General features: G+C 61.2%; 18 protein-coding genes. 4 read left to right on the forward strand and 14 right to left on the reverse strand.

From position 1 onward, the window contains the following. Nucleotides 1-78: 78 nt before the first annotated feature. Nucleotides 79-1,215, forward strand: coding sequence for an AGE family epimerase/isomerase (locus tag ACIPOO_RS07415; RefSeq protein ID WP_400605523.1), 1,137 nt, complete (start codon nt 79-81; stop codon nt 1,213-1,215). A gap of 158 nt (nt 1,216-1,373) precedes the next feature. Here ACIPOO_RS07415 and ACIPOO_RS07420 read toward each other — a convergent pair whose 3' ends face one another. From ACIPOO_RS07420 to ACIPOO_RS07455, 8 genes are all read right to left on the reverse strand, one after another. Next, nucleotides 1,374-2,147, reverse strand: coding sequence for an SDR family oxidoreductase (locus tag ACIPOO_RS07420; RefSeq protein WP_274136125.1), 774 nt, complete (start codon nt 2,145-2,147; stop codon nt 1,374-1,376). Between the two features lie 876 nt (nt 2,148-3,023). Beyond that, complete coding sequence (locus tag ACIPOO_RS07425) at nt 3,024-3,740, reverse strand: ABC transporter ATP-binding protein (protein ID WP_400605526.1); 717 nt, start codon at nt 3,738-3,740, stop codon at nt 3,024-3,026. Further along, nucleotides 3,737-4,612 (reverse strand): ABC transporter ATP-binding protein, encoded by an 876-nt coding sequence (locus tag ACIPOO_RS07430; RefSeq protein ID WP_274136122.1) that lies wholly within the window; start codon nt 4,610-4,612, stop codon nt 3,737-3,739. The genes ACIPOO_RS07425 and ACIPOO_RS07430 overlap by 4 nt, the downstream gene beginning before the upstream one ends. Continuing rightward, nucleotides 4,612-5,907 carry a high-affinity branched-chain amino acid ABC transporter permease LivM gene (gene livM / locus ACIPOO_RS07435; protein ID WP_274136120.1) on the reverse strand — a complete coding sequence of 432 codons (1,296 nt, stop codon included), beginning with the start codon at nt 5,905-5,907 and terminating at the stop codon, nt 4,612-4,614. Before livM ends, ACIPOO_RS07430 begins: the two co-directional genes overlap by 1 nt. 3 nt (nt 5,908-5,910) lie before the next feature. Continuing rightward, nucleotides 5,911-6,825, reverse strand: a complete 915-nt coding sequence (locus tag ACIPOO_RS07440) for a branched-chain amino acid ABC transporter permease LivH (protein ID WP_400605529.1) — start codon at nt 6,823-6,825, stop codon at nt 5,911-5,913. Nucleotides 6,826-7,009: 184 nt separating this feature from the next. Further along, nucleotides 7,010-8,143 carry a branched-chain amino acid ABC transporter substrate-binding protein gene (locus ACIPOO_RS07445; protein WP_274136116.1) on the reverse strand — a complete coding sequence of 378 codons (1,134 nt, stop codon included), beginning with the start codon at nt 8,141-8,143 and terminating at the stop codon, nt 7,010-7,012. A 358-nt stretch (nt 8,144-8,501) separates the two neighbouring features. Beyond that, entirely contained in the window at nt 8,502-9,785 is a 1,284-nt protein-coding gene (locus ACIPOO_RS07450; RefSeq protein ID WP_400605532.1) for an NAD(P)/FAD-dependent oxidoreductase, read from the reverse strand. A gap of 164 nt (nt 9,786-9,949) precedes the next feature. After that, entirely contained in the window at nt 9,950-11,440 is a 1,491-nt protein-coding gene (locus tag ACIPOO_RS07455; protein WP_400605534.1) for an aldehyde dehydrogenase family protein, read from the reverse strand. Nucleotides 11,441-11,602: 162 nt separating this feature from the next. Between ACIPOO_RS07455 and ACIPOO_RS07460 the strand changes: the two genes are divergently transcribed. From ACIPOO_RS07460 to nadE, 3 genes are all read left to right on the forward strand, one after another. Then, on the forward strand, nt 11,603-12,508 hold the full coding sequence (locus ACIPOO_RS07460) for a LysR family transcriptional regulator (protein ID WP_400605536.1): 906 nt from the start codon (nt 11,603-11,605) through the stop codon (nt 12,506-12,508). A 275-nt stretch (nt 12,509-12,783) separates the two neighbouring features. Next, on the forward strand, nt 12,784-13,983 hold the full coding sequence (pncB, locus tag ACIPOO_RS07465) for a nicotinate phosphoribosyltransferase (protein WP_400605539.1): 1,200 nt from the start codon (nt 12,784-12,786) through the stop codon (nt 13,981-13,983). Nucleotides 13,984-14,046: 63 nt separating this feature from the next. Then, nucleotides 14,047-14,874 (forward strand): ammonia-dependent NAD(+) synthetase, encoded by an 828-nt coding sequence (gene nadE / locus ACIPOO_RS07470; protein WP_400605541.1) that lies wholly within the window; start codon nt 14,047-14,049, stop codon nt 14,872-14,874. 172 nt (nt 14,875-15,046) lie between these two features. Here the strand turns inward: nadE and azu are convergent, their stop codons facing one another. The 6 genes from azu to ACIPOO_RS07500 all read right to left on the reverse strand — a co-directional run bounded on the left by azu (nt 15,047) and on the right by ACIPOO_RS07500 (nt 24,230). Beyond that, entirely contained in the window at nt 15,047-15,493 is a 447-nt protein-coding gene (gene azu / locus ACIPOO_RS07475) for an azurin (RefSeq protein ID WP_274136104.1), read from the reverse strand. A gap of 251 nt (nt 15,494-15,744) precedes the next feature. Beyond that, nucleotides 15,745-16,641 carry a transglutaminase N-terminal domain-containing protein gene (locus ACIPOO_RS07480; protein WP_400605545.1) on the reverse strand — a complete coding sequence of 299 codons (897 nt, stop codon included), beginning with the start codon at nt 16,639-16,641 and terminating at the stop codon, nt 15,745-15,747. Continuing rightward, nucleotides 16,641-19,142, reverse strand: coding sequence for a circularly permuted type 2 ATP-grasp protein (locus tag ACIPOO_RS07485; RefSeq protein ID WP_400605548.1), 2,502 nt, complete (start codon nt 19,140-19,142; stop codon nt 16,641-16,643). The genes ACIPOO_RS07480 and ACIPOO_RS07485 overlap by 1 nt, the downstream gene beginning before the upstream one ends. 108 nt (nt 19,143-19,250) lie before the next feature. Further along, nucleotides 19,251-22,538 carry a DUF2126 domain-containing protein gene (locus tag ACIPOO_RS07490; RefSeq protein ID WP_400605551.1) on the reverse strand — a complete coding sequence of 1,096 codons (3,288 nt, stop codon included), beginning with the start codon at nt 22,536-22,538 and terminating at the stop codon, nt 19,251-19,253. Nucleotides 22,539-22,707: 169 nt separating this feature from the next. Beyond that, complete coding sequence (locus tag ACIPOO_RS07495) at nt 22,708-23,184, reverse strand: hypothetical protein (RefSeq protein ID WP_400605553.1); 477 nt, start codon at nt 23,182-23,184, stop codon at nt 22,708-22,710. A 272-nt stretch (nt 23,185-23,456) separates the two neighbouring features. Then, the gene (locus ACIPOO_RS07500) at nt 23,457-24,230 is read right to left on the reverse strand and encodes a hypothetical protein (RefSeq protein WP_400605556.1); all 774 of its coding nucleotides are present in this window, start codon (nt 24,228-24,230) and stop codon (nt 23,457-23,459) included. Nucleotides 24,231-24,232: the final 2 nt, after the last annotated feature.

Raw genomic sequence — 24,232 nt, forward strand, 5'->3', positions numbered from 1 at the left:
ATTGATCCGCTTCTGACTCAAAATCCCCGCCTCCTGCTACCATGTCGCGCAATTTGCCTCCTGCCGTGACGCCATCCAATGCCAGACGCTTCCCTCCCCGCCGCCAAGCCTGAACTGTCCGCTGTGTTCCATGCCGTGCAGCAGCACTTCATGCAAACGATCGTGCCGCTTTGGCAGGGGCCGGGCTGGAATGCGGACATGGCGCTGCCCTATGAGGCACTGGATGCGGCGCATCAGCCATTGCCGCCCCAGCGCTATCGCGCCATGGCCTGCGCGCGGCAGTTGTTCCTGTTTGCCAGCTTCATCGGCAACCCTCGGGTGCCGGACGCCGAGGTGCGCGCCGCCGCACTGTTCCGTTCCCTGCAGCGGCATTTCCACGATGCCGAGCATGGCGGCTGGTTCTACAGCATCGATCCACAGGGTGCGCCGCTGGACCGCCGCAAGGACCTCTACACTCACGCGTTCATCATCTTTGCCTGCGCCCATTACTGGGCCAAGGTCCGCGAGCCATTGGTCGAATCGGTGCTCAACGCAGCGCTGCACGTGGTCGCCGAGCAGTTTGCCGATGGCGATGGCCTGTATGAAGCGGTGCTGGACGAGGACTGGTCTTCGCTGGACGCAGGCCCCCTGCAGAACCCGTTGATGCATCTGGCCGAGGCTTTTCTGGCGACGCTTGAGGTGCGCGAAGACGAAGACACCCTCGCCGCACTCGACGCACTGGCCGAAGCCATGCAGCGACGCTTTGTGGATGTCGCCCACGGCGTGATGCTGGAGAAGCCGCTGGACGCTGTGGATAACTGGTCAGAGCCTGGGCATCAGTTCGAATGGTTCTATCTGCTGGAGTCCTCGAAGCATCTGCGCGGCACACCGCTGCATCGCTCGCTGACCACGGCATTCGCCCACGCCCAGGCGCAAGGCGTCGATCCGCTTACAGGGGCGGTGGTGGCGATGTTGGAGGTGGATGGATCAGTCAAAGACGGCACCCAGCGCATCTGGGCCCAGGCCGAGTACCTGCGGGCACTGACGCTTCGTCCTGACAGTCAGGCATTGCTGGCGCGCCAGTTGAACGCCTTGCAGCAGCGTTTCCTGCATGCAGGCGGCTGGAACGAGTGCCTGGATAACCAAGGCCAGGTCAGCCGCAGCGACATGCCCTCGACCACGCCGTATCACCTGGCGACTTGCTATATCGGTTTGGCTGAATACTTCCGTGATTAACCTGTAGGAGCGCGCTTGCCCGCGATAACGGTGTGTCAGTCAATCGTGAGGTGTCTGACACACCGATAACGCCGGCAAGCCGTGCTGCTACAGGGCATAGTCGCCAGTTGGATCGCAATCGCGGGCAAGCGCGCTCCTACAAGACCAGCACAGGCTGATTACTTGGTCTCACCACGTGTACGGTCAATCGCAAAGCCGGCCCAGGTCTGGCTCACGGGCATCAGCTCCAGGTTGTTCACGTTGACGTGGGCCGGGGTGTTCATGATCCAGAAGATCGTCTCGGCGATGTCCTGCGGCTGGATCGGTTCGGCGCCCGCGTAGGTGGCGTCGTACTTGGCCTGGTCACCGCCGAAACGCACCAGCGAAAACTCGCTCTCGCACAGGCCCGGCTCCAGGTTCGTCACGCGCACGCCAGTGCCGATCAGGTCGTTGCGCAGGTTCAGCGAGAACTGACCGACGAACGCTTTCGAGCCGCCATACACGTTGCCGCCCGGATACGGATAGTTACCCGCCACCGAACCCAGGTTGACGATGCTGGCGCCACGGCCGTAAGCGATCAGGCGCGAGAGCAGCAGGCGGGTGGTGTAGACGAGGCCTTTGACGTTGGTGTCGATCATGGTGTCCCAGTCATCCAGATCGCACTTGGGCGCAGGGTCGATACCCAGGGCCAGGCCCGCGTTGTTGATAAGTCCACGGATCTTGGCGAACTCGGCCGGCAGGCCGTCGATGGCCTTCTCCATGGCTGCGCGATCACGCACGTCCAGCGTCAGGGTGTGGACCTTGGTCTGCTTGGACAGATCGGCTTTGAGGGCCTGCAAGCGGTCTTCGCGGCGGCCGGTCAGCACCAGCGACCAGCCCGCCTCTGCAAAACGTCGTGCGCAGGCTTCGCCAAACCCGGAAGTGGCGCCGGTGATGAAGACGGTGGAAGTCATGTAGTTCTCCTGACTGGGTTTGCGGCCTTATCGGTATAAGCCCTGGGTAAACGCAAGCGGCGTTGCGCGTAGGAAAGTTCTGGAGAATGCCCGCCCAGACGGCTCAGGATCAAGTCCGCTGGCAACAATCGTCGTACAACTTCATGAGACGATCCCGCTGTACAAAAAACGTACAACCCACGCAAAGCCTTATGCCATATGGCCTGCAAGGGGTTTTGCCCACCTTATCCACAGCCACACGCACAATCTCTGGGGGCAACTCGAAAAGGCCAAAGCCACGCCATGCGCGGGCTGTGGGCAAGTTTTCGAGCTTTTTCTGTTGACTCGCTGAAACGTATCTGCAAGCAAATCGACAGCAAAACTGCACACTCGGTCAAGCCTGTGCGCTGCAACCTAGAGATTGCGCTAGCTGCGGCGCTATTTCCAACGGTTGCACACAGACTTATCCACAGGCTTGCCAACCTCATTAACTGTATAAAAAACCAGCCCTCAAAGCGTTGACAAATACCCTCGAAATACCGGCCGAAACCATTGATCAAATATTGACCAACATCCTGAAAGCCACGGAAACAAAGGCTTGTAGCCAACTGCCACCAACTTATTCACAGCCACACCCACAGTAAAACTGAACAAGTCAAAAGCATGGCAAAACAACCATTTACAGCGGCTATATGTCGCGGTTTGGCGGTTGTCGAAAATTGTTTTCCACAATCGGCGGAAGAACCTCATTCTGCCTTTCGTAGCAGTCCGGCTTGCCGGCGAGGCACCCGTGAGATCGCTGTCGCCGGCAAGCCGGACTGCTACGGGGGTCTATAACAAAACGCCCCGAGTGTCTGACACTCAGGGCGTTTTGTAATTGCGAGACCGCTGTAGAAATCAATGCCCGCCGAGGTAGGCGTTCCTGACTTCCTCGTTGGTCAGCAGCTCCTTACCGGTACCTGTCAGGCGAATCTCGCCGTTGACCATCACATAGGCGCGGTCTGACAGTTTCAGGGCGTGGTTGGCGTTCTGCTCGACCAGGAAGATGGTCATGCCGGTTTGCGCCAGTTCACGCAGGGTGGCGAAGATCTGTTTGACGATGATCGGCGCCAGACCCAGGCTCGGTTCGTCCAGCAGCAGCAATTTGGGCCGGCTCATCAGCGCGCGGGCGATGGCGAGCATTTGCTGCTCGCCCCCGGACATGGTCATCGCCCGCTGGTTACGACGCTCCTTGAGCCGCGGGAACAGGTCGAACATGCGCTGCATGTCTTCGCTGGCGTATTTATCCCCAATCGGGATGGTGCCCATCATCAGGTTCTCTTCCACCGACATGTCGGGGAACACACGACGACCTTCCGGCGACTGCGCGATGCCGTTGGACGCGATGTAGTGCGACGACTTCTGGGTGATGTCGGTGCCCTGATAGATGATCTGCCCGCTGGCAGCCCGCGGCTGGCCGAAGATCGACATCAGCAGCGTGGACTTGCCTGCGCCGTTGGAGCCAATCAGGCTGACGGTCTCGCCCTCGTCGATATGCATCGAGACTTTTTTCAGGGCCTGAATCGGCCCGTAGTACACGTCGATCTCTTTCAGTTCGAGGATCGGCTTACTCATACCAATTCCTCTTCATCAGCACCCAGGTACGCGGCGATCACTTTCGGATCGTTGCGAATCTGTTCCGGCTTGCCCTTGGCGATCACGTTGCCGTGGTCGAGTACGACGATATCGTCGGAAATGCCCATGACCATGCCCATGTCGTGCTCGATCAGCACGATGGTCATGTCGTGGTCGTCGCGCAGGTGGCGAATCATGCCGCTCAGCGCTTCGGTTTCCTGCGGGTTGAGGCCTGCGGCCGGTTCGTCCAGGCAGATCACCTGCGGACGGGTGCACATGGCGCGGGCGATCTCCAGGCGGCGTTGCTGGCCGTAGGAGAGCTCACCGGCCAGGCGGTTGGCGCAGTCCACCAGATCCACCACTTCGAGCCAGTAGAAGGCCGTGTTCATGGCGTCTTCCTCGGCCTTGCGGTAGCCCTTGGTATTGAGGATGCCCGCGATCATGTTGCGGTTGACCCACATGTGCTGGGCCACCAGCAGGTTCTCGACCACGGACATTTCCTTGAACAGGCGAATGTTCTGGAAGGTCCGCGCCAGGCCTGCGCGGTTCACCAAGTGGGTGCCGCCGAACATCTTGTAGAACAGCCGGCTGCCGAAACGCTTGGGGGATGCGAAGTCCGCGGCCTGGAACTGCTCGCCGAGCAGTTGGATGACGTTGGTTTTCTTGCCCCGCGCATTGAGCTCGATCTTGCCGCCGGTGGCCTTGTAGAAGCCGGTCAGGCAGTTGAACACGGTGGTCTTGCCCGCGCCGTTGGGGCCGATCAGGGCGAAGATCGAATTGCGACGCACCTCAAGGCTCACGTCGCTCAGGGCCTTGATGCCACCGAAGTGCATCATCAGGTTTTCCACGGACAGAACGATTTCGTCGCTCATCACGCGCCCTCCACTTTGGCCAGCACGCCTTTGCGTGGGCGAACACCGGTACGGCTGATGCGGATCAGGCCACGGGGGCGCCAGATCATCATCAACACCATCAGGATGCCGAACAGCAGCACGCGGTACTCGGCGAAGCTGCGCAGCATTTCAGGGGCGACGGTCAGTACGAACGCGGCGATCACCACGCCCACTGTCGAGCCCATGCCGCCGAGCACGACAATGGCCAGGATCAGCGCGGATTCGAAGAAGGTGAACGACGTCGGGTTGACGAAGCCCTGGTAGCTGGCGAAGAACACCCCGGCAAGACCTGCGGTCGATGCACCGATGGTGAACGCCGAGAGCTTGACCAGTACGTGGTTCAGGCCCATGGAGCGGCAGGCGATCTCGTCTTCACGCAGGGCTTCCCAGGCGCGGCCGACCGGCATGCGGGTCAGGCGATGCTTGATGTAGAGCACGGCCAGCACCACCAGGAACAGCACGGCGTAGATGAAGATGAATTTCAGGTCCGGGTTGTATTCGAAGCCGAAGTACTCGTGGATCGGAATGCCACCATCCTTGGCACGACGGCCGAACTCCAGGCCGAAGAAGGTTGGCGAAGGCACCGGCACGCCGTTCGGGCCGCCGGTGAACGACAGCCAGTTGTTGAGCACCAGGCGAATGATTTCACCGAAGCCCAGGGTCACGATGGCCAGGTAGTCACCGTGCATGCGCAACACCGGGAAGCCCAGGATGCAACCCGCAAACGCAGCAGCGATGGCTGCCAGCGGCAGCGCCGACCAGAAGCCCAGGCCCAGGTACTGATAACCCAGCGCCAGGCCGTAGGCGCCGATGGCGTAGAACGCCACGTAACCCAGGTCGAGCAGGCCAGCCAGGCCCACCACGATGTTCAGGCCCAGGCCCAGCAGCACGTAGATCAGGCCGAGGATGACCACGGTCAGCACATACTTGTCGGCGAACACCGGGAAGATCACGGCGATCAGGATCATGATCGGAATGATGAACCGCAGGCGGGTCTTGTAGCCAGGCGGCAGCACATGCACGCCCGAACCCGAGCTTTCGAAGCTCTGGGCGATGGCCATGCCCTTGGGCGTCTGCAGGTACAGGCTCATCAGGAAGCGGCCGACCACCACCACGCCCACCAGCATGGCGACTCGTTTGGGTTCCATATTGAAGCCGTAACCGTCGAGCACGACGCCGACGATAGGGCCGAACACGATCAGCGCGAGCAATCCGGCGATTACCGCGTCAATCAGGCTTTGTTTGATATCGATGGGTTTGACAGGAGCAGACATGGTTCACACCTTCGCCACGAGTGGGCGACCCAGCAGGCCTTGAGGACGGAAGATCAGGATCAATACCAGCAGGCCGAAACTGAACACGTCTTTGTAATCGGAGTTGATGAGGCCCGAGAATTGCGACTCGGCAACCCCCAGGATCAACCCGCCCAGCATGGCGCCCGGCAGTGAGCCGATACCGCCCAGCACCGCTGCAGTGAACGCCTTGATGCCGATGACGAACCCGGCGAAGAAGTCGAATGTGCCGTAGTTCAGGGTAATCAGCACGCCGGCAAGGGCCGCCATGGCTGCACCGATGACGAACACGTAGGAGATGATCCGGTCGGTGTTGATGCCCAGGATCGACGCCATCTTGCGGTCCTGCTGCGTGGCGCGGCACATCCGGCCAAGCTTGGTGTACTTGATGATGTAGGTCAGCACGCCCATGCCGATGAAGGCGGCCACCAGGATGAAGATCTTGGTGTAGGTGATCTGCACGAAGCCTGAGCCGACGTCGAAACGCATGGCCCCTTCAAGCAGGGTTGGAACGCCTTGCTGACGTGGGCCCTGAGCGATCTGCGCGTAGTTCTGCAGGATCAGGGATATACCGATGGCGCTGATCAGCGGTGCCAGCCGCGTCGAGTTGCGCAGCGGCTTGTAGGCCACACGCTCGATGACGAAGCCGTACACACCGGTCACCACGATGGTGAAGATCAGCGTGCCGAGAATCAGGAAGGGAAACGACTCGATACCGAAGAAAGACAGCACGGCCAGGCCGATGGCTGCGAGGTAGGCGGAGATCATGTACACGTCGCCGTGGGCGAAGTTGATCATGCCGATGATGCCGTAGACCATCGTGTAACCGATGGCGATCAGGCCGTAGACCGAACCCAGAGTCAGGCCGTTGACCATTTGCTGCAGGAAAATACCATCCATCACGCACGCTCACGAACTTTAAAGGCCGTCCCGGCGCGCACCGGTCATCTCCTCGTGAGAGATTTCGGGACGTGCTCGGTGGCAACAGAAGAAATCCGGTGCTGGCGGGCAGCACCGATTACCGGATCCGGCCGCTTGCGGATTAAAAACCCGCGAGACGGCCGTTTCCGACTAAGCGCTCAACTCACTTCTGCTTTTCGAGCTGGTGGTATTTGCCGTCCTTGTCCCACTGATAGACCACGTAGTCAGAGACTTTCAGGTCGCCCTTGGAGTCCCAGGCCTTTTCGCCCATGACGGTTTTCACAGGGTGGGACTTGAGGAACTTGGAAGCGTCTTCGCCCTTGTTCGACTTGGCACCGTTGAAGCCGGCAGCCAGGGCCTGGACCGAAGCGTAGGCGTACAGGGTGTAGCCTTCAGGCTCGTAACCGGACTTGCGGAACTCCTCGACCACCGCCTTGCTGTCTGGCAGCAGGCGCGGGTCGGCGCCGAAGGTCATGTACACGCCATCGACGTACTGAGCGCCGCCAGCGGTGGTGACCAACTCGTCAGTCACAACACCATCGTCGGACATGAACTTGACGTCTTTCAGACCTTGTTCACGCAACTGGCGAACCAGTGGACCGGCTTCCGGGTGCAGACCGCCGAAGTACACGACGTCGGCACCGGCGCCGCGAATCTTGGTGACCAGGGCGCTGAAGTCTTTCTCGCCGCGGGTCAGGCCTTCTTCGAGCACCGGCTTCACGCCACGGGCGGTCAGCTGTTTGGCGGTGGCGTCTGCCAGGCCTTTGCCGTAGGTGTCCTTGTCGTTGATGACTGCGACTTTCTTGCCCTTCAGGACGTCGACGATGTAGTCGCCGGCGACGATGCCTTGCTGGTCGTCACGGCCGCACATGCGGAACATGGCACCCAGGCCGCGCTCGGTGACTTGCGGGTTGGTGGAACCCGGAGTGATCGCGATGATGCCGGCTTCGTCATAGACTTCCGACGCCGGAATGGTGGAAGAAGAGCAGAAGTGACCGACCACGCCGGCAACCTTCTCCTGGGACATCTTGTTGGCCACCGCTACGGCCTGTTTAGGCTCGCAGGCGTCGTCGCCCTGGACCAGGACGATTTTCTCGCCGTTGACGCCGCCCGCTTTGTTGATCGCGTCGGCAGCCGCCTGGGCGCCTTTCATGTATTGCAAACCGAAGGAGGCGTTGGCGCCTGTCATCGGGCCTGCAACGCCGATCTTGACGTCAGCCTGTGCAAAAGTAGCCGCACCCATTGCAGTAGCCACTGCGAGTGCCAGAAAGCCTTTCCTGTAAAACGTCTGCGACATGAGTTGGTGCTCCTAGGTTTTTTTAATTAGCACTGCGACCACACAGATGCTCTGAGCAAGTGGCGTGCCATCGGTTTTTTATTCTGAAAAAAGTCGTCGTCTTGTTGTTATTCGACTGATTCGGGCCCTTTTTTACTGGGCGTGCAACCGTCTAAACCGCGCAAGGTGCAACCCTGCGCCTTGTGAAGAGCAACCCTCCTGAATAAATCGCGCAACCACGCCAACCTGACCTGTACAACCCTGTTGTTACAAGCTGCGTCACCGAACTGCACACCGCAGGTGCGGATGCGCTACGGGACGCACCATTTCAGGTTAGTGGATGCGCGAAAAAGCGTCGTTTCGTGAAGGAAATTTCGTGTCAAATCACGATTCTGAGACATTGACCTGCATGGTATAGCGAAAAGCCAGCTTCATATAAAGAGCTGCGCAGGCCAATACCGGAAAGTGGCTGCATCGGCGTGAACGGAATCGGCAGCACGCTCGCATCGCCCTTGCACAGGTAATCGGCGAACGCCTTGCCCACCACCGTCCCCGTGGTGTTGCCGCGCCCGTTGTACCCTGCCACCGCGACCAGTCCTGGTGCAGGTTCAAACATGCGTAACAGGTGATCGGGCGTGAAGCCGATGCAACCGGTCCAGGTGCATTCCCACTCGACCTTCTTCAGGTACGGGAAATAGTGCTGCTGCACACGGTCGGCCCAGGCCTTGAGAAACCACGCAGGCTTCTGGCTGCCATTGCCCAAGCTGCCCAGCAACAGGCGCCCGTCGGCGTCACGGCGAATGCTGCTGAGCACCTGGCGGGTGTCCCACGAGCCTTGCCCGCCCGGCAGGATTTGCTGCGCGGCGTCTTCAGTGAGCGGTGCCGAAGCAATCTGATAGTAATAACCGGGGAAGAAGCTGCGACGCAGGTCGGTCCATTCGCCTTCGGTGTAGGCATTGGAGGCGATGACCACCTGATTGGCGACGACCGAGCCGTTTTCCGTGACCACGCACCAGCGCTGGCCCTGGCGTTCCAGGCGTTTGACCGGCGAATGATCGAAGCGCTGACCGCCCAGAGAGGTGACGGCAGCAGCAAGGCCACTGGTGTAGGCCATCGGGTTGATGGTGCCTGCACGGTGATCGAGCAAGGCGGCGGTGATTTCCTTGGTGCCGGTCGCCTCCTGGCAGGCCTTGCCGGTGAGCAATTCGATGGGCGCGCCACGGCGCTTCCACTGTTCTTCGCGACTGCGCAAATCCAGCACGCCCTTGGCGTTGTGCGCCATGTGCAGTGTGCCTTTGCGCGTGGCCTGGCAATCGATGCCGTATTTCTCGATCAGGCTGAACACCAGCGACGGCGCGTTGCCGAGCATGGTGTTGAGCTGGCTGCCGACCTTCTCGCCGAAACCTTCTTCGATTTCGTCGGGAGGAATCCACATCCCGGCGTTAACCAATCCTACGTTGCGCCCCGAACCACCCTGGCCGGTGCGATGGGCTTCGACGATGGCTACCGTCTTGCCCTGTTCAAGTAGATGAATCGCCGCTGACAAACCGGTGATGCCCGCGCCGATCACGCAGACATCAGCCGTTACCTCGCCCCTCAACGCCGGCGCCTCAGGCCTCTGCGGCGTCAGCGTTTCCCACAGACATTCTTCGCGTAGCGGCATCGCAAAACCTCAAAAGAGACATGGCCAAACCTTTGCTGCACCACCATACCCGTAGGAGCGCGCTTGCCCGCGACGGCGGAGTGTCAGACGGCATTTGCGATTCTGACACTCCGCCGTCGCGGGCAAGCGCGCTCCTACAATGGGATGGCGCTTACCTTACGGCATCAATCGAAAGTAATCCCCTGCGCCAACGGCAGCTCGCGGGAGTAGTTCACGGTTGCGGTCTGGCGACGCATGTAGCCTTTCCACGAATCCGAACCCGACTCACGACCACCGCCGGTTTCCTTCTCGCCGCCGAACGCGCCGCCAATCTCTGCACCACTCGGGCCAATGTTGACGTTGGCGATGCCGCAGTCGCTGCCCAGTGCCGAGATGAACTGCTCGGCTTCACGCACGTCGGTGGTGAAAATGCACGACGACAGGCCCTGCGGCACGTCGTTGTTCAGGCGCACGGCGTCGGTGAATTCGTCGTAACCGATCACGTAGAGAATCGGAGCGAAGGTTTCGTGGCGGACCACGTCGCTCTGCTCCGGCATTTCGACGATGGCAGGCGAGACGTAGTAAGCGTTAGGGAAAGTGTCCTGCAACTGGCGCTTGCCGCCGAAGACCTTGCCGCCTTCGCTCAGGGACTGCTCCAGCGCTTCTTGCATGTTTTCGAAGCTTTGCTTGTCGATCAGCGGGCCGACCAGGTTGCCTTCCAGCGGGTGACCGATACGCACCTTGGCGTAGGCGGTCTTCAGGCGCTCGACGAACTCGGCCTTGACCGAGTTGTGGGCGATCAGGCGGCGCAGCGTGGTGCAGCGCTGGCCGGCAGTACCCACGGCGCTGAACAGTACGGCGCGCACGGCCAGGTCCAGGTCGGCGCTCGGGGTCAGGATCATGGCGTTGTTGCCGCCCAGTTCCAGAATGCTGCGGGCGAAACGCGCGGCGATCTTCGGCGCCACTTCGCGGCCCATGCGGGTGCTGCCGGTGGCGCTGATGAGCGCAACGCGGGCATCGTCCACCAGCGCTTCGCCAGCTTCACGGCCGCCGATCACGCATTGAGTCAGGTACTGCGGCGCGTCGGCGAATTCGGCCGCGACGCGGTCGAACAGTGCCTGGCAGGCCAGTGCGGTGAGCGGGGTCTTTTCCGACGGTTTCCAGATCACCGAGTTGCCGCACACCAGCGCCAGCGCGGTGTTCCAGGACCAGACCGCGACCGGGAAGTTGAACGCCGAGATCACGCCGACCACGCCCAGCGGGTGCCAGGTTTCACGCATATGGTGGCCAGGGCGCTCCGAGGCGATGGTCAGGCCGTAGATCTGGCGAGACAGGCCCACTGCGAAGTCGCAGATGTCGATCATTTCCTGCACTTCGCCCAGGCCTTCCTGGGTGATCTTGCCGGCTTCCCAGGAAACCAGCTCGCCCAGATCGGCCTTGTGCTTGCGCAGGGCTTCGCCGAACAGGCGTACCAGTTCGCCACGACGCGGCGCCGGCACTTTGCGCCAGGCCTGAAAAGCGTGCTCGGCACGGGTGATGCGCTGTTCGACTTCAGCGCCGCTTTCCCAACTGACCGAAGCGACCTTGCTGCCATCGACGGGCGTGTGAACGGGCTTGTCGCCTTTCTGGTAAAGAGCAGGGTCGACACCAAGGCGGGTGAGCAGGTCGTTGAGCATGATTTCTCCTGGATGCTGGTGCGCCGAAAGCGCGAACGCGGAATGCAAAAATGCAGGTAAATTTTCAGCCTCTAGTAATAGCTGGCCTTACGCACTCCAACAAACGACGATTAAGCGAGATATCATTCCGTTTTTTCATGCTGAACCCGAGCACGCCCGAATATGCTGAACAAACGCCATTTGCCGTCGGTCACTGCGCTGCAATGTTTTGAAGCCGTGACGCGCCACCTGAGCTTCACCCGTGCCGCCGAAGAGCTGAACCTGACACAGAGCGCGGTCAGCAAGCAGGTCGCGCAACTCGAAGAACTGGTGCAGCACCTGCTGTTCAGGCGGGTTCGACGACGCCTGCAACTGACCCCGGCCGGGGCGCTGTACCTGGGCGAGGTGCGCAAGGTGCTGACGCAGATGGAAATGTCGACGCACTTCCTGCGCTCCTACGGCGGCGAGACGGAAGTGCTGCGGGTGTCCACGCCTTCAACCTTCGGCGCGCGCTGGCTGGTGCCCCGGCTCAAGGGCTGGCGCCTGCGCCATCCGCACATTCATCTGGACCTGGTCAACGAGCAAGACAGTGACGACCTGGTGCAGAACCGCTGCGATGCCTCGTTCTACTTCGGCCAGGGCGCCCGCCCCGGCGCGGAGAGCGTGAGGCTGTTCGGCGAGGAGCTGGTGCCGGTCTGCTCCCCCGCCAGCCTGCCCGACAAACCCTTCACCGATCCCACGCAACTGGCGGACCTTGTGCTGCTGCAAACCGCCCACCGCCCCCAGGCCTGGCACGAATGGTTCGAGGATCAGGGCTACCAGACCGAACACAGCTACCACGGCCCGCGGTTCGAAACCTTCTACATGTGCATCCGGGCCGCGCAAGTGGGCTGCGGCGTCGCGCTGTTGCCCAGGTTTCTGGTGGAGGAAGAGCTGCAGGACGGCAAGCTGGTCATCCCCTGGGATCATCCCATGCCCAGCCGCGACGCCTATTACCTGGCCTACCCCGAGCACACGGCGGACGTGCCCAAGGTTCGGGTGTTCGTGGAGTGGATGCTGGAACAGCTCAATGAGCCCACGCCCACCTGAAACCGTAGGAGCGCGCTTGGTCTGGGCCGCATCCGGACGATAGCGGTCTGTCAGACCCGAACCGGCATCTGGCACACCCTCGTCGCGGGCAAGCGCGCTCCTACAGAGTTGCGGCGAAGTTCGCTGAAACATTTCTGCCCCAAGCCGCGCGTGACTGGCATTATGTCCGTCATCGTCAATAACAGGCCGGACGTAGTGCCAAAAGGCCGTATGCGACACCGAACCAAATTCCATGGGCCGCGCCTTGGGCGGCCACCGCTGGCTGGAGCGACACAATGAGTGAGAGCGCTTTCGCAGATCGCGTCGTGCAGAACCTGCTCGACACCGACCTCTACAAGCTGAGCATGATGCAGGCTGTACTGCACAACTACCCCAACGTCGAAGTCGAGTGGGAGTTTCGCTGCCGTAATCACGAAGACCTGCGCCCGTACCTGCCACAGATTCGCCAGCAGATCGAACAACTCTGCGACCTGTCCCTGAGCCTGGAAGAAACCGGCTTTCTGGAACGCATCAACTTCATGAAGCCGGATTTCCTGCGGTTCTTGGGGCTGTTCCGTTTCAACATGCGCTATGTCACGACCACCATCGAAAACGACGAGCTGTGTATTCGCCTGGCAGGCCCCTGGCTGCACGTGATCCTGTTCGAAGTGCCGGTGCTGGCCATCGTCAGCGAAGTGCGCAATCGCCACCGCACCCCGGACACGCTGCTCAGCCAGGCCCGGGACCAGCTCTATCGCAAGTTCGACTGGCTGACCGCCTCGGCCACGCCCGATGAGCTAGCGGAACTGAAAGTCGCCGACTTCGGCACCCGCCGGCGTTTTTCCTATGCCGTGCAGGAAGACGTCGTACGCGCCCTGAAGCAGGATTTCCCCGGCCAGTTCGTCGGCACCAGCAACGTGCATCTGGCGCGCAAGTTCGACCTCAAGCCGTTGGGCACCATGGCTCATGAATGGATCATGGCGCACCAGCAACTGGGCCCACGGCTGATCGACAGCCAGATCGCCGCCCTCGATTGCTGGGTCCGCGAATACCGTGGCCTGTTGGGCATCGCGCTGACCGATTGCATCACCACCGATGCCTTCCTGGGTGACTTTGACCTGTTCTTCGCCAAGCTCTTCGACGGTTTGCGCCACGACTCGGGCGATCCTGTGCAATGGGCGGAAAAATGCATCAGCCATTATCAGAAGCTGGGCATCGACCCCATGACCAAGACCCTGGTGTTCTCCGATGGCCTGAACCTGCCCAAGGCGCTGGACATCTTCCGTGCGCTGCGGGGCCGGATCAACGTCAGCTTTGGCATCGGCACCAACCTGACCGCCGATGTGCCGGGCGTGCAACCGATGAGCATCGTGCTGAAAATGACCGCCTGTGCCGGCCAGCCCGTCGCCAAGATATCCGACGAGCCCGGCAAGACGCAGTGCAAGGACCCGGAATTCGTGTCCTACCTGCGCCACGTATTCAAGGTGCCAGCTTGAGTCGAGCACCCGTTGCGCCTTCTTTGAATGCCTATTTTTCCCTTTCCGCATAAGGAGTGAATCATGCAAGCCGTACAGCTCCAGATCGCCCGTGAGCTCAAGGTCCAGGCTCCCTTCGCAGGCCCCGCAGAGCTTGAAGCCGAAGTCGCGCGCCGCGTCCAGTTCATCAAGGACTGCCTGAGCAACGCTCGCCTCAAAGTGTTGGTGCTGGGCATCAGCGGCGGCGTCGACTCGCTGACCGCAGGCCTGCTGGCCCAGCGCGCCGTGCGCGAGCTGCGCGAAAGCACTGGCGACAACGCCTATCAGTTCATCGCTGTGCGCCTGCCGTACCACATCCAGCACGACGAGCACGAAGCCACCGCATCGGTCGACTTCATCAACCCGGACGAGCGTCACACCGTGGACATCGCGCCATCGGTCAAGGCGTTGGTAGAGCAGGTCAAGGCGTTCGAAGGCCAATCCGACGCAGCGGTGGATTTCGTCAAGGGCAACGTCAAGGCCCGCACCCGCATGGTGGCGCAGTACACCATCGCCGGGGCTCGCGCAGGACTGGTAATCGGCACCGACCACGCGGCCGAGGCGGTGATGGGGTTCTTCACCAAGTTCGGGGATGGCGCCTGCGACCTGGCACCGCTGAGCGGGCTGGTGAAGAATCAGGTACGCGCCATTGCCCGCAGCTTCGGGGCGCCAGAGTATCTGGTGGAGAAAGTGCCGACGGCAGACCTGGAAGACCTGGTGCCGGGCAAGCCCGACGAGGCTTCACATGGCGTGACCTACGTCGAGATCGATGCATTCCTGCATGGTGAGCCGGTGCGTCAGGAAGCGTTCGACATCATCGTGAACACCTACCGCAAGACCCAGCACAAGCGGGATTTGCCGTACGCGCCATGATGCCAGAACGCCTGTAGGAGCGCGCTTGGTCTGGGCCGCATCCGGACGATGGCGGTGTGTCAGACGGCATTTGCACTTCTGACACACCGCCGTCGCGGGCAAGCGCGCTCCTACGGGGCAGGTGATGTGTCAGGCAATGCATTGTTGCCAGACACGCCGCAAGGCCCTGGAATCACTTCAGGGTAATCGTGCCCTTCATCATGCTGATGTGCCCGGGGAACGAGCAGAAGAAGCCGTACTTCTCGGCCGGGTCCAGCTTCGATACGTCGATGGTCAACGAATCCGATTCCTTCGCGCCGATAATCTTGGTGTGCGCGATCACCCGGGCGTCGCCCTCTTTCAAGTAATCCTTGTCGATCCCGGCGCTCAGGCCGTCGGTGGCGATGGGCTGCATGTCGGCTTCCTTGCTGACCACCAGGTTATGGCCCATGACGTTCTTCGGCAGGCTGCCGGAGTGTTCCAGCTTGACGGTGAACTCCTTGCAGCTCTTGTCGATTTCGATGGCCTTGGTGTTGAAGGACATCTGGTCGGTGGAGTCGACGGTCACCGAACATTCAGCAGCCAGCAGGTGGCCGCTGGCCAGGGTCAGCAGGGATGCAGCAACGAGCTTGCGAATCATGATTGAGTCTCCTGAATGGGGTTGCTCTTGTTTTTTGTATACAAAGAGTGCCTGAACTTTAAACAATTTATCAACCGAAGATTATGAAACCTGTCTGGACGGCGTCTATCAGGGCCATCGAGACAATCAAGCAGCCAAGGATACAGTGTCCTCCTAAGATGAGTTTGTCACTCATCAATCAGGACGAATTTCATGCAACTCAAGGGTCTGTTTCGCAATTTGCTCGCCGCCTATGCCTGCGGCGCCAGTGGTCACGCTGACAGCGGCATCACCGTCACGCGCACTTCGGGGTCGTGATTGCCACCGCCCAGAATGACGCCACGCAGCGGCGAGACATCGGAGAAATCCCGGCCCCAGGCCAGGCTGATGTGCTCCAGTGCCGGCTGGATGTTGTTGGTCGGGTCGAAATCCACCCAGCCCAGTACCGGGCAGAACACCGACACCCAGGCGTGAGAGGCGTCGGCACCGATCAGGCGCGGCTGGCCGGGAGGCGGCTGGGTCAGCAGATAGCCGCTGATGTAACGCGCCGCCAGGCCTCGGGAACGCAGGCAGGCGAGCATCAGATGGGCGAAGTCCTGGCAGACACCGCGCCGTGTTTCCAGCACCTGCACCAAGGGCGTCGCCACCTGGGTCGCTTCGCCATCGAAGGTGAACTCCTCGAAGATCTTTTCCATCAGCGCCTGTGCGCACAGCAGCAAAGGCCGCCCCTGCGCAAAGCAATCTGCCGAGAACTCGACGAAGGATTGCTTGAGGTGCACGTAAGGCGATTCGAAGCGGTAGCGGCAGGCTTCCAGAATGTCCGGTGACATTTTCGTCGCGCTGTAGGTGAGCGTGTTGCGCGTCTCATCCCAGGGGGCAGACTGCTGGAAATCCAGTGACGGACGGGCGAGCACCTCGATGCGCAAACGGGCGTTGACCTGCAACTCATCGTGGGGCCGCTCAAAGGCCAGGCGGGTCACCGGGTTGCCGAACACATCCAGCTCATCGCGGCGCGTGGTCGGCGTCGGGTGGATCTCCAATTGCTGCTCAAGGCAACGCTGCCACGCACAACTGCGCGGCCACAGGTGCGCCAGTTGCTGCGCCAGCGAGACAGGGCTGTCGTACTTGTAATGGGTGTCGTGAAGGATCTGGTAAGAGGCACTGTTCATCACACGGACACCGTACGCTGGCTGACATCGTCGACATGGGCGAAATGGCGCAAGGCCAGGCGATCGGAAATCTGCCCGCTGAGATCGCCGATACTCTGCAACAGGTCCGCCAGGCCGTTCAGAGCAGCCCTGACGCTGCTTTCCCCGAACAGGCCGGGTTCCAGACAGCCAAGGTCGAAACGCGCCAGGCGCTGGATCCAGACGCCCAGGCTGTTGTCCTGCGGCATGCCGAAATCCTCGTTCAAGCGCTTCAACGAGCGCTCCACCAGCTTGAGCTGAAATCGCACCGCATGGGGGTTCTGTCCGTCGAGCAGCAGCAGGTCGAGCACCGGGATCAGTTGCGGCAACGCCAGGTAACGAGAGCGATAGGTGATGCTGCTGTTGCCCAGCTCCAGCAGCCAGTCGAGGGCGTCTTGGTCGAACACCGCATCGCTGCGCAGGAAGCCTGCAAGGCTGGTACTGAGAAATTGCAGGCGTTCGATGCGCCGGCCGATCATCAGGAAGCGCCAGCCTTCATCGCGGGTCATGTCGTCCAGCGCGAAACCCGAAAGCGCCGCCAGAGACATCACCAGGCGGTTGAGGAAATCCAGCAGTTCGCCAAAGTCGGGGTCATCGGTTTCAAGGCTTGCGGCTTCACGCTGCAGCTCCACCAGCGCCTGCCAGTTCTCCCGGCTCAACTTGCCGCGCACCTGGGACGCCGCCCACTGCAAGCGCTGCAGGTTGGAGCGCAGGCTGAAGGGCCAGTCGTCGCCCAGCAATGCGGTCATCAGCCGTTCATGCAGGGTGCTGCCCTCCTCTTCGTCCTCGCGGGGCAGCAGGCTCAGGCGTTCGCCCAGCTCGACCGCGGCCTGCAAGGCTTGCGGGTCGTCGCCATCGACGTACCGCGCCAGCACGATGCGCAGCAACCGGGCGCTGTCGTCGCAGCGCTCGCAGTACCGGCCGAACCAGAAAAGGTTCTCCACCACCCGGGACGGCAGATACGGATCACGGCGGATCAGGTCGTGCACGCCCAGGGAACGGCGGGCTTTCCAGGGCTCGCTGCCCTGAATGCGCTCACCCAGAATCCAGGTGTCCTTGCTGGCGCCTCCGCGCTGCATCGACACCACATCGGCATCCGCGTCGGCAGCCACGCGGGTCAGGCCGCCCGGCAGCACGCGATAGCCGTCCTGGGCAGCCACGGCGTAGACGCGCATGCCAATGGCCCGGGGCTGCAACTGTTCAGCCTCGCCCTGCCAGACCGGCGCCTGGGACAACTGGGCGATTTCCTGGGCGACGTAGGCGTAAGGCCGCGCCTGCATGCGCGCGGCGAGGGCCTGGCGCTGTTTTTCGTCCAGATCCCGGCCAAACACCGGGGCAAAACTCTGGGACGCGAACGCCGGTTTGATGAGCAGATCCGGCATCTTTTCCAGGGCCTGGGCCAGCACTGGCGGCTCACCACACCACCAGGTCGCCACGGACGGCAGGATCAGCTCTTCGCCAAACAGGTGCTCATTGATCTTCGGCAGAAAACCCAGCAACCCCGGCGACTCCAGCACGCCACTTCCCAGCGCGTTCGCCACGATCACCCGGCCCTGACGCACGGCTTCGAGCAGGCCGGGTACGCCCAGCGCCGAGTCGGTGCGCAGCTCCAGCGGGTCGCAGAAGTCATCGTCCAGACGCCGCATGATCGCGTGGACACGCCGCAGGCCGCTGAGGGTTTTCAGATACACCGTAGCGTCACGGACGGTCAGGTCGCCGCCCTCGACCAGCGGATAACCCAGCTGCCCGGCCAGATAGAGGTGCTCGAAATAGCTCTCGTTGAAACGCCCCGGCGTGAGCATGACCACCAGCGGCGCCTCGTTGCTGCTCGGCGCCTGGCGCGTGAGGGTTTCCTGTAGCGAGCGGAAGAAGCCGGACAGGTGCTGCACTTCCAGGTCGCGATACAGTTCGGGAAAGGCGCGGGACACGATCACCCGGTTTTCCAGCGCGTAACCGGCCCCTGACGGCGCCTGGGTGCGGTCCGCCGTGACCCACCAGCGGCCATCAGGCGTGCGCGCCAGATCCACCGCATACACATGCAGAAAGGTGCCTTCCGGCGGCTTCACGCCCTGGCACGGCCAGAGGAAATTGTTGTGCCCGAACACCAGTTCGGCAGGCAACAGGCCGTCGGCAATCAGTTGCTGCGGGCCGTAGAGGTCGGCCAGTACCGCATTGAGCAGGCGCGCACGCTGGGCGATGCCGGCTTCCAGGCGCTGCCACTCGGCGACCGGAATAAGATGCGGCAGCAGGTCGAGCTCCCAGGGCCGGTCCGCGCCCTTGGGGTCGGCGTACACGTTATAGGTGACGCCATTTTCCTGAATCTGCCGCGCCAGCAGCGCCTGACGCTGTATCAACTGAGCGGGGGTGCTGCGTTGCAGATGCTCGTAGAAACGCAGCCAATGCGGCCGCACTGCGCCGCTGGCGTCGAGCATCTCGTGATAACTACCCGCATGCAGCGGATATCGGTCAAGCAGGTCAGGCATGGAGAACTCGGCAGACAAACATGGGGATCAACGCAGCAGCGCTTAGATTAGCGCAGCCAACGTGACACGTAATGGCTCGCGGCCTTGTGTCACGCCGGCAGCGGCTGGTCAGCGATGCAGACGCAAGTCCAGCGTCATGGGCATTTCATCATTGACGGTCAGGTTCGGCACGTCCTGTTTGCCTGGGGTGTGACCGATTCGGAAAAACCGCGCCAGACGCCGGCTTTCCGCTTCGTTGGCATTGACCGGCAGCGTCTCGTAATTGCGCCCGCCGGGGTGCGCCACATGATATTCACAGCCGCCCAGCGAGCGCTGCATCCAGGTATCGAGCAGATCGAACACCAGCGGCGCATGCACCGGGATGGTCGGCTGCAAGGCGTTGAACGGTTGCCAGGCACGGTAACGAACCCCCGCGACAAACTCGCCGATACGCCCGGTAGGTTGCAGCGGGACGGGTACGCCGTTGCAGGTCAAGACATAGCGCTGGGGCGCGAGCCCGCTGATCTTGACCTGCAACCGCTCAAGGGACGAATCCACATAACGCACCGCACCGCCCCCCGAACCCTCCTCGCCCAATACGTGCCAGGGCTCCAGCGCCTGACGCAGTTCCATCTCGATACCGTTGACCGCGTAGTCGCCGACCTTGGGAAAGCGAAACTCCAGATGCGCGGCGAACCACTCAGCCCGCAGTGGATAACCTGCGGCATTGAGTTCGACGATGACGTCGGCGAAATCCTGCTCGATGAAGTGCGGCAGCATGAAGCGGTCATGCAACTCGGTGCCCCAGCGCGCCAGTTTCGCCGGTGCATAGGGCTCGCGCCAGAAACGGGCCACCAGCGCACGCAGCAACAGTTGCTGGGCCAGGCTCATGCGCGCATGGGGCGGCATTTCGAAAGCGCGCAACTCAAGCAGGCCCAGGCGACCGGTAGCGCCGTCCGGAGAGTAGAGCTTGTCGATGCAGAATTCGGCGCGATGGGTGTTACCCGTGACGTCGATCAGCAGGTTGCGCAGCAGTCGGTCCACCAGCCATGGCGCGCACTCCTCGCCGGGGGCGGGCATCTGCGAGAAGGCGATTTCCAGCTCGTACAGCGAATCGTTGCGCGCCTCGTCAACCCGTGGCGCTTGGGAGGTCGGGCCGATGAACAGCCCGGAGAACAGGTACGACAGCGACGGGTGGTTGTGCCAGTAGCTGAGCAGGCTGCGCAGCAGGTCGGGCCGGCGCAGGAACGGTGAATCGCCCGGCGTGGCGCCGCCCAGCACGAAATGGTTGCCACCGCCGGTACCGGTATGGCGCCCGTCGATCATGAACTTTTCGGTGGTCAGGCGGGTGAGGCGTGCCTGCTCGTAGAGAAACTCCGTACGCTCGACCAGCTCGTCCCAGCTTGAGGACGGCTGCACGTTAACCTCGATCACACCAGGATCCGGAGTGATGCGGAAATTGGCCAGACGCGGATCGCTCGGTGGCTCATAGCCTTCCAGCAACACCGGGCAGCGCAGTTCCTCGGCGGTCGCTTCGATGGCCGCGACCAGCTCCAGATACGCCTCAAGGGTCTGCAGCGGCGGCATGAACAGATACAGCCGACCGCCCCGGGCCTCGGCGCCCAGCGCGGTGCGGGTCAGCCAGTCTGCGGACTCGTCGATGGTCGGTGCGCGCTCAGTGCCTTCGTGTTCAGTCAGGCTGTTGATCCGTGACTCCACCTCATCGCGATCCGGAAGTTCGGCGAAGTCCTGGTTATGGTCAGTGGGATGGATGTAGGGATATTCAGCGGCCTTGACCCAAGGCTGCGACGCCAATGGCAGCCTGTAGCCCAGTGGAGAATCCCCCGGCACCAGCCGGCAGTGCTCGCCACGCAGGTACCAGCGTCCGCTCTGCCAGCGCGCCTCATCGGCACTGCGGGCCAGAGGCAGGACATGGCCGATGACCTTGTCCAGGCCCTGGGAGAACACCTTGGCCAGCCGCGCCCGCTCCATCTCGTCGCCCAAACGCGAATCTTCGGCACTGACGTTCTGCGGCAAGGCACCTTCTCGCCACAGGTAATAGAAATTGTCCTCGTAAGCGGGAAAAACATAGCGCGCAGGCAGCTTCAGGCGCTCGGCGACACTGCGCAGGAAGCGCCCGGCCATCTCGCCGTCACAGCCGTAATCCTCGCCCTCATCGGCGATCAGCGCAGTGTTGCGCCACACGGGCTTGCCATCCCGGCGCCAGAAACAGTTCAGCGACCAGCGCGGCAACTGCTCGCCCGGATACCACTTGCCCTGGCCGAAATGCACGATGCCCTGAGGCGCGTAGTGCTTGCGCATGCGCTGGAACAGCTCGGCAGAGAGCACACGCTTCTTCGGGCCCAGCGCTGCGGTGTTCCACTCGCTGCCGTCACGGTCATCGATGGAGACGAACGTCGGCTCGCCGCCCATGGTCAGGCGCACGTCCTCGGCGATCAGGTCGGCGTCGATCTTGCGACCCAGCGCCTGAATCTCCAGCCACTGCGCCTCGGTATAAGGCTTGGTAACCCGTGGCGCCTCCCAGATCCGCTCCACCGACATCTCGTGGCTGAACTCGGTTTCGCACGGCTCCACCAGGCCGCTGATGGGCGCCGCCGATGAAGGATCCGGGCTGCACGCCAAGGGAATATGTCCCTCCCCGGCAAACAGCCCGGACGTCGCATCCAGCCCGACCCAGCCCGCACCCGGCAGGTACACCTCGCACCAGGCGTGCAGGTCGGTGAAGTCAACGTCAGTGCCCGACGGCCCATCCAGCGCCTGGACATCCGCCTTGAGCTGAATCAGGTAGCCGGACACAAACCGCGCGGCCAGCCCCAGATGGCGCAGCAACTGCACCAACAACCACGCCGAATCCCGGCAGGAGCCCGAAGCACTGTCCAGCGTGAACTCCGGTGTCTGGATACCCGGCTCCATGCGGATCAGGTAATTGATGTCATGGGCCAGGCGCTGATTTAGGCTGACCAGAAAGTCAATTGCCGGCACCGGCGTGCGATCGATGCTGTCCAGATACGCCTGAAACCTGGGTGTCAGCGGCAGCTTTTCCAGATACGGCTGTAATTCGTGATGTTCTTCCCTGGCGTACTGAAACGGGATCTTTTCAGCGTAGGGCTCAAGGAAGAAATCGAACGGGTTGAACACCGCCATCTCGGCGACAAGATCGACCTCGATCCGCAGCTCATCGGTTTTCTCTGGAAACACCAGCCGCGCCAGGTAATTACCCTGCGGGTCCTGCTGCCAGTTGATGAAATGATTGTCCGGCAGCACCTTCAGCGAATACGACAGGACACGCGTACGGCTATGCGCCGCCGGGCGCAAGCGCACAATCTGCGGACCCAGTTCCACCGCGCGGTCGTAGCGGTAATGCGTGACATGGTGCAAGGCAATGTGAATCGACACGGCGTGCCTCCTGCGAGCCTGGACGGTAGCAGAACCGCGCAAGACTTATGCCATCCAGGCAAGTCAGGCGCCTTCGGCCTCGATGATGCTCGCTCAGCTAAGCACAGCACCAAAATCGCGCCAGCTTCGGCGGATGGTGCAAGGGTCGCACGGAAATGAGGCGGACGGGTTAATTGCTTCGCTCATCCCGCAGCCGACGCAGGCGAACCCTGCGAATGCCGCGAAAACGTTCACGCTTGCGACGCATGAAAAAGAAGATTTCTCTCATCTGTCGATGACGCCTTGAGTTCAGCATCAGCAAACCCACCACAGGAGCGAGCACGCCAACGAAGAACATCAGCTCACCCGGACTGTGTTCGATAATGGGTAACGACAGGAACAGACAAAGGAAGAAAAACAACTCCATCCCCCAAACCGCCCGAATCCGCCCCCGAATCAAAAAAAAGTGGCAGGCAAATAAAACCACCACCCCGACAACCGCACCGCCGAACAGCCAATGCACGCCGTCTTCAAGCGTTAATTCCTGATAAAACGTGTCGACATGCAGCAGCACCAGGCTCGCAACTGCAAACAGTCCCGCACTGAGGCACCCGATAAAAACCGGAAAATAGTGCCGCATGAACACCACATACTCTGAAGGTCTCATGGGCTGACCCGCTCCCCATGAATACCCATCACTCAAACCCATCCTGCCGGTGTGTAGCCTTCATCACTTTCCCTATGCGATTGGTCAAAGCGAGGGAGCATAGGCAGCTACAGACTGTAGAGATGTAGGAAGTTTTTCTTTGTTTTGTATGAACGGTCTTGTTCTGCTTTCAGAGTGTTGGTCTGGGGAAGCGCCGGACGGAAATGAGACCGTCGGGAACTTGTCTGAAATCGGGCCCCGCTGATACCGCCGAGCCATAAAGCAAGTGAGGCCTACCATTTGCGAAGCATCAGCATCACTCGCAGGAACAGGGCGCAGATACCGATGGTCAGCAGATGCAGCCCCATGGAAAGCCCGTACATCCAGGGTTGATCGACAAACGAATAGCTCTTCGGAGGGCCGAAACGGTTTGCTCCGACTACGACCCCGTCGCTCAAACCACCGTAAACGACATAAAGCTTAACCAACATGATGATCACAAATAATAGAGACAGCGCCCACCCGCCCCAGTTAATGATTGTGAAAACAACTTCAGAGATTGCGTAAGGCTTTACCGACTTCGCCCTGAGCCTATGATTGATAGCAGTTTGCCGCCTTGAAGTCTTCAGTTTGGTCTGTGATCCAGCGGCCTTTTCCAGGCCTATAGTTTCTGCCGCTTGCAACATCGCCCGGTAGCGGATGGTATTCAAGCAATACAAACCCATTAAAGGAGAGACCAACGTTAAAACATACAATCCCAGATGCGGGTCGTGAACAATGGTCGGCGCGGCAAATAATAAATGCAAGAAGAACAAGAACACCATTCCGCCCACCCAACTCGGGCGCCCGCGCAGAATATTTACACAACAGACTGACTGAAATACATTCACAACCACCATTACTGAAAATGATATCTTCAGAACCGTGCCCAGATCCATACGTTTGAAGTAGCTATCCAACGACAGCGCCAATAAACAAACACATGAACACATCGCGAGAAAAATAGGCACAACAAATACGAGAAAATGTTTTTTCCGGAATTCGAGAGCGCTTTCGGGCAGCAACACGT

The organism is Pseudomonas sp. NPDC090201 (assembly GCF_044746825.1).
GTDB classification, from domain to species: Bacteria; Pseudomonadota; Gammaproteobacteria; order Pseudomonadales; family Pseudomonadaceae; genus Aquipseudomonas; species Aquipseudomonas putida_AD.

Excerpts from the sequence above, each read along its gene's own strand:
- azu (WP_274136104.1), bottom strand. The coding sequence starts at position 15,493 with ATGATTCGCAAGCTCGTTGCTGCATCCCTGCTGACCCTGGCCAGCGGC.
- ACIPOO_RS07430 (WP_274136122.1), bottom strand. The coding sequence starts at position 4,612 with ATGAGCGACGAAATCGTTCTGTCCGTGGAAAACCTGATGATGCACTTC.
- ACIPOO_RS07445 (WP_274136116.1), bottom strand. The coding sequence starts at position 8,143 with ATGTCGCAGACGTTTTACAGGAAAGGCTTTCTGGCACTCGCAGTGGCT.
- ACIPOO_RS07440 (WP_400605529.1), bottom strand. The coding sequence starts at position 6,825 with ATGGATGGTATTTTCCTGCAGCAAATGGTCAACGGCCTGACTCTGGGT.
- ACIPOO_RS07415 (WP_400605523.1), top strand. The coding sequence starts at position 79 with ATGCCAGACGCTTCCCTCCCCGCCGCCAAGCCTGAACTGTCCGCTGTG.
- ACIPOO_RS07455 (WP_400605534.1), bottom strand. The coding sequence starts at position 11,440 with ATGCTCAACGACCTGCTCACCCGCCTTGGTGTCGACCCTGCTCTTTAC.
- ACIPOO_RS07480 (WP_400605545.1), bottom strand. The coding sequence starts at position 16,641 with ATGAACAGTGCCTCTTACCAGATCCTTCACGACACCCATTACAAGTAC.
- pncB (WP_400605539.1), top strand. The coding sequence starts at position 12,784 with ATGAGTGAGAGCGCTTTCGCAGATCGCGTCGTGCAGAACCTGCTCGAC.
- ACIPOO_RS07420 (WP_274136125.1), bottom strand. The coding sequence starts at position 2,147 with ATGACTTCCACCGTCTTCATCACCGGCGCCACTTCCGGGTTTGGCGAA.
- ACIPOO_RS07425 (WP_400605526.1), bottom strand. The coding sequence starts at position 3,740 with ATGAGTAAGCCGATCCTCGAACTGAAAGAGATCGACGTGTACTACGGG.
- nadE (WP_400605541.1), top strand. The coding sequence starts at position 14,047 with ATGCAAGCCGTACAGCTCCAGATCGCCCGTGAGCTCAAGGTCCAGGCT.
- ACIPOO_RS07485 (WP_400605548.1), bottom strand. The coding sequence starts at position 19,142 with ATGCCTGACCTGCTTGACCGATATCCGCTGCATGCGGGTAGTTATCAC.
- livM (WP_274136120.1), bottom strand. The coding sequence starts at position 5,907 with ATGTCTGCTCCTGTCAAACCCATCGATATCAAACAAAGCCTGATTGAC.
- ACIPOO_RS07460 (WP_400605536.1), top strand. The coding sequence starts at position 11,603 with ATGCTGAACAAACGCCATTTGCCGTCGGTCACTGCGCTGCAATGTTTT.
- ACIPOO_RS07450 (WP_400605532.1), bottom strand. The coding sequence starts at position 9,785 with ATGCCGCTACGCGAAGAATGTCTGTGGGAAACGCTGACGCCGCAGAGG.
- ACIPOO_RS07495 (WP_400605553.1), bottom strand. The coding sequence starts at position 23,184 with ATGAGACCTTCAGAGTATGTGGTGTTCATGCGGCACTATTTTCCGGTT.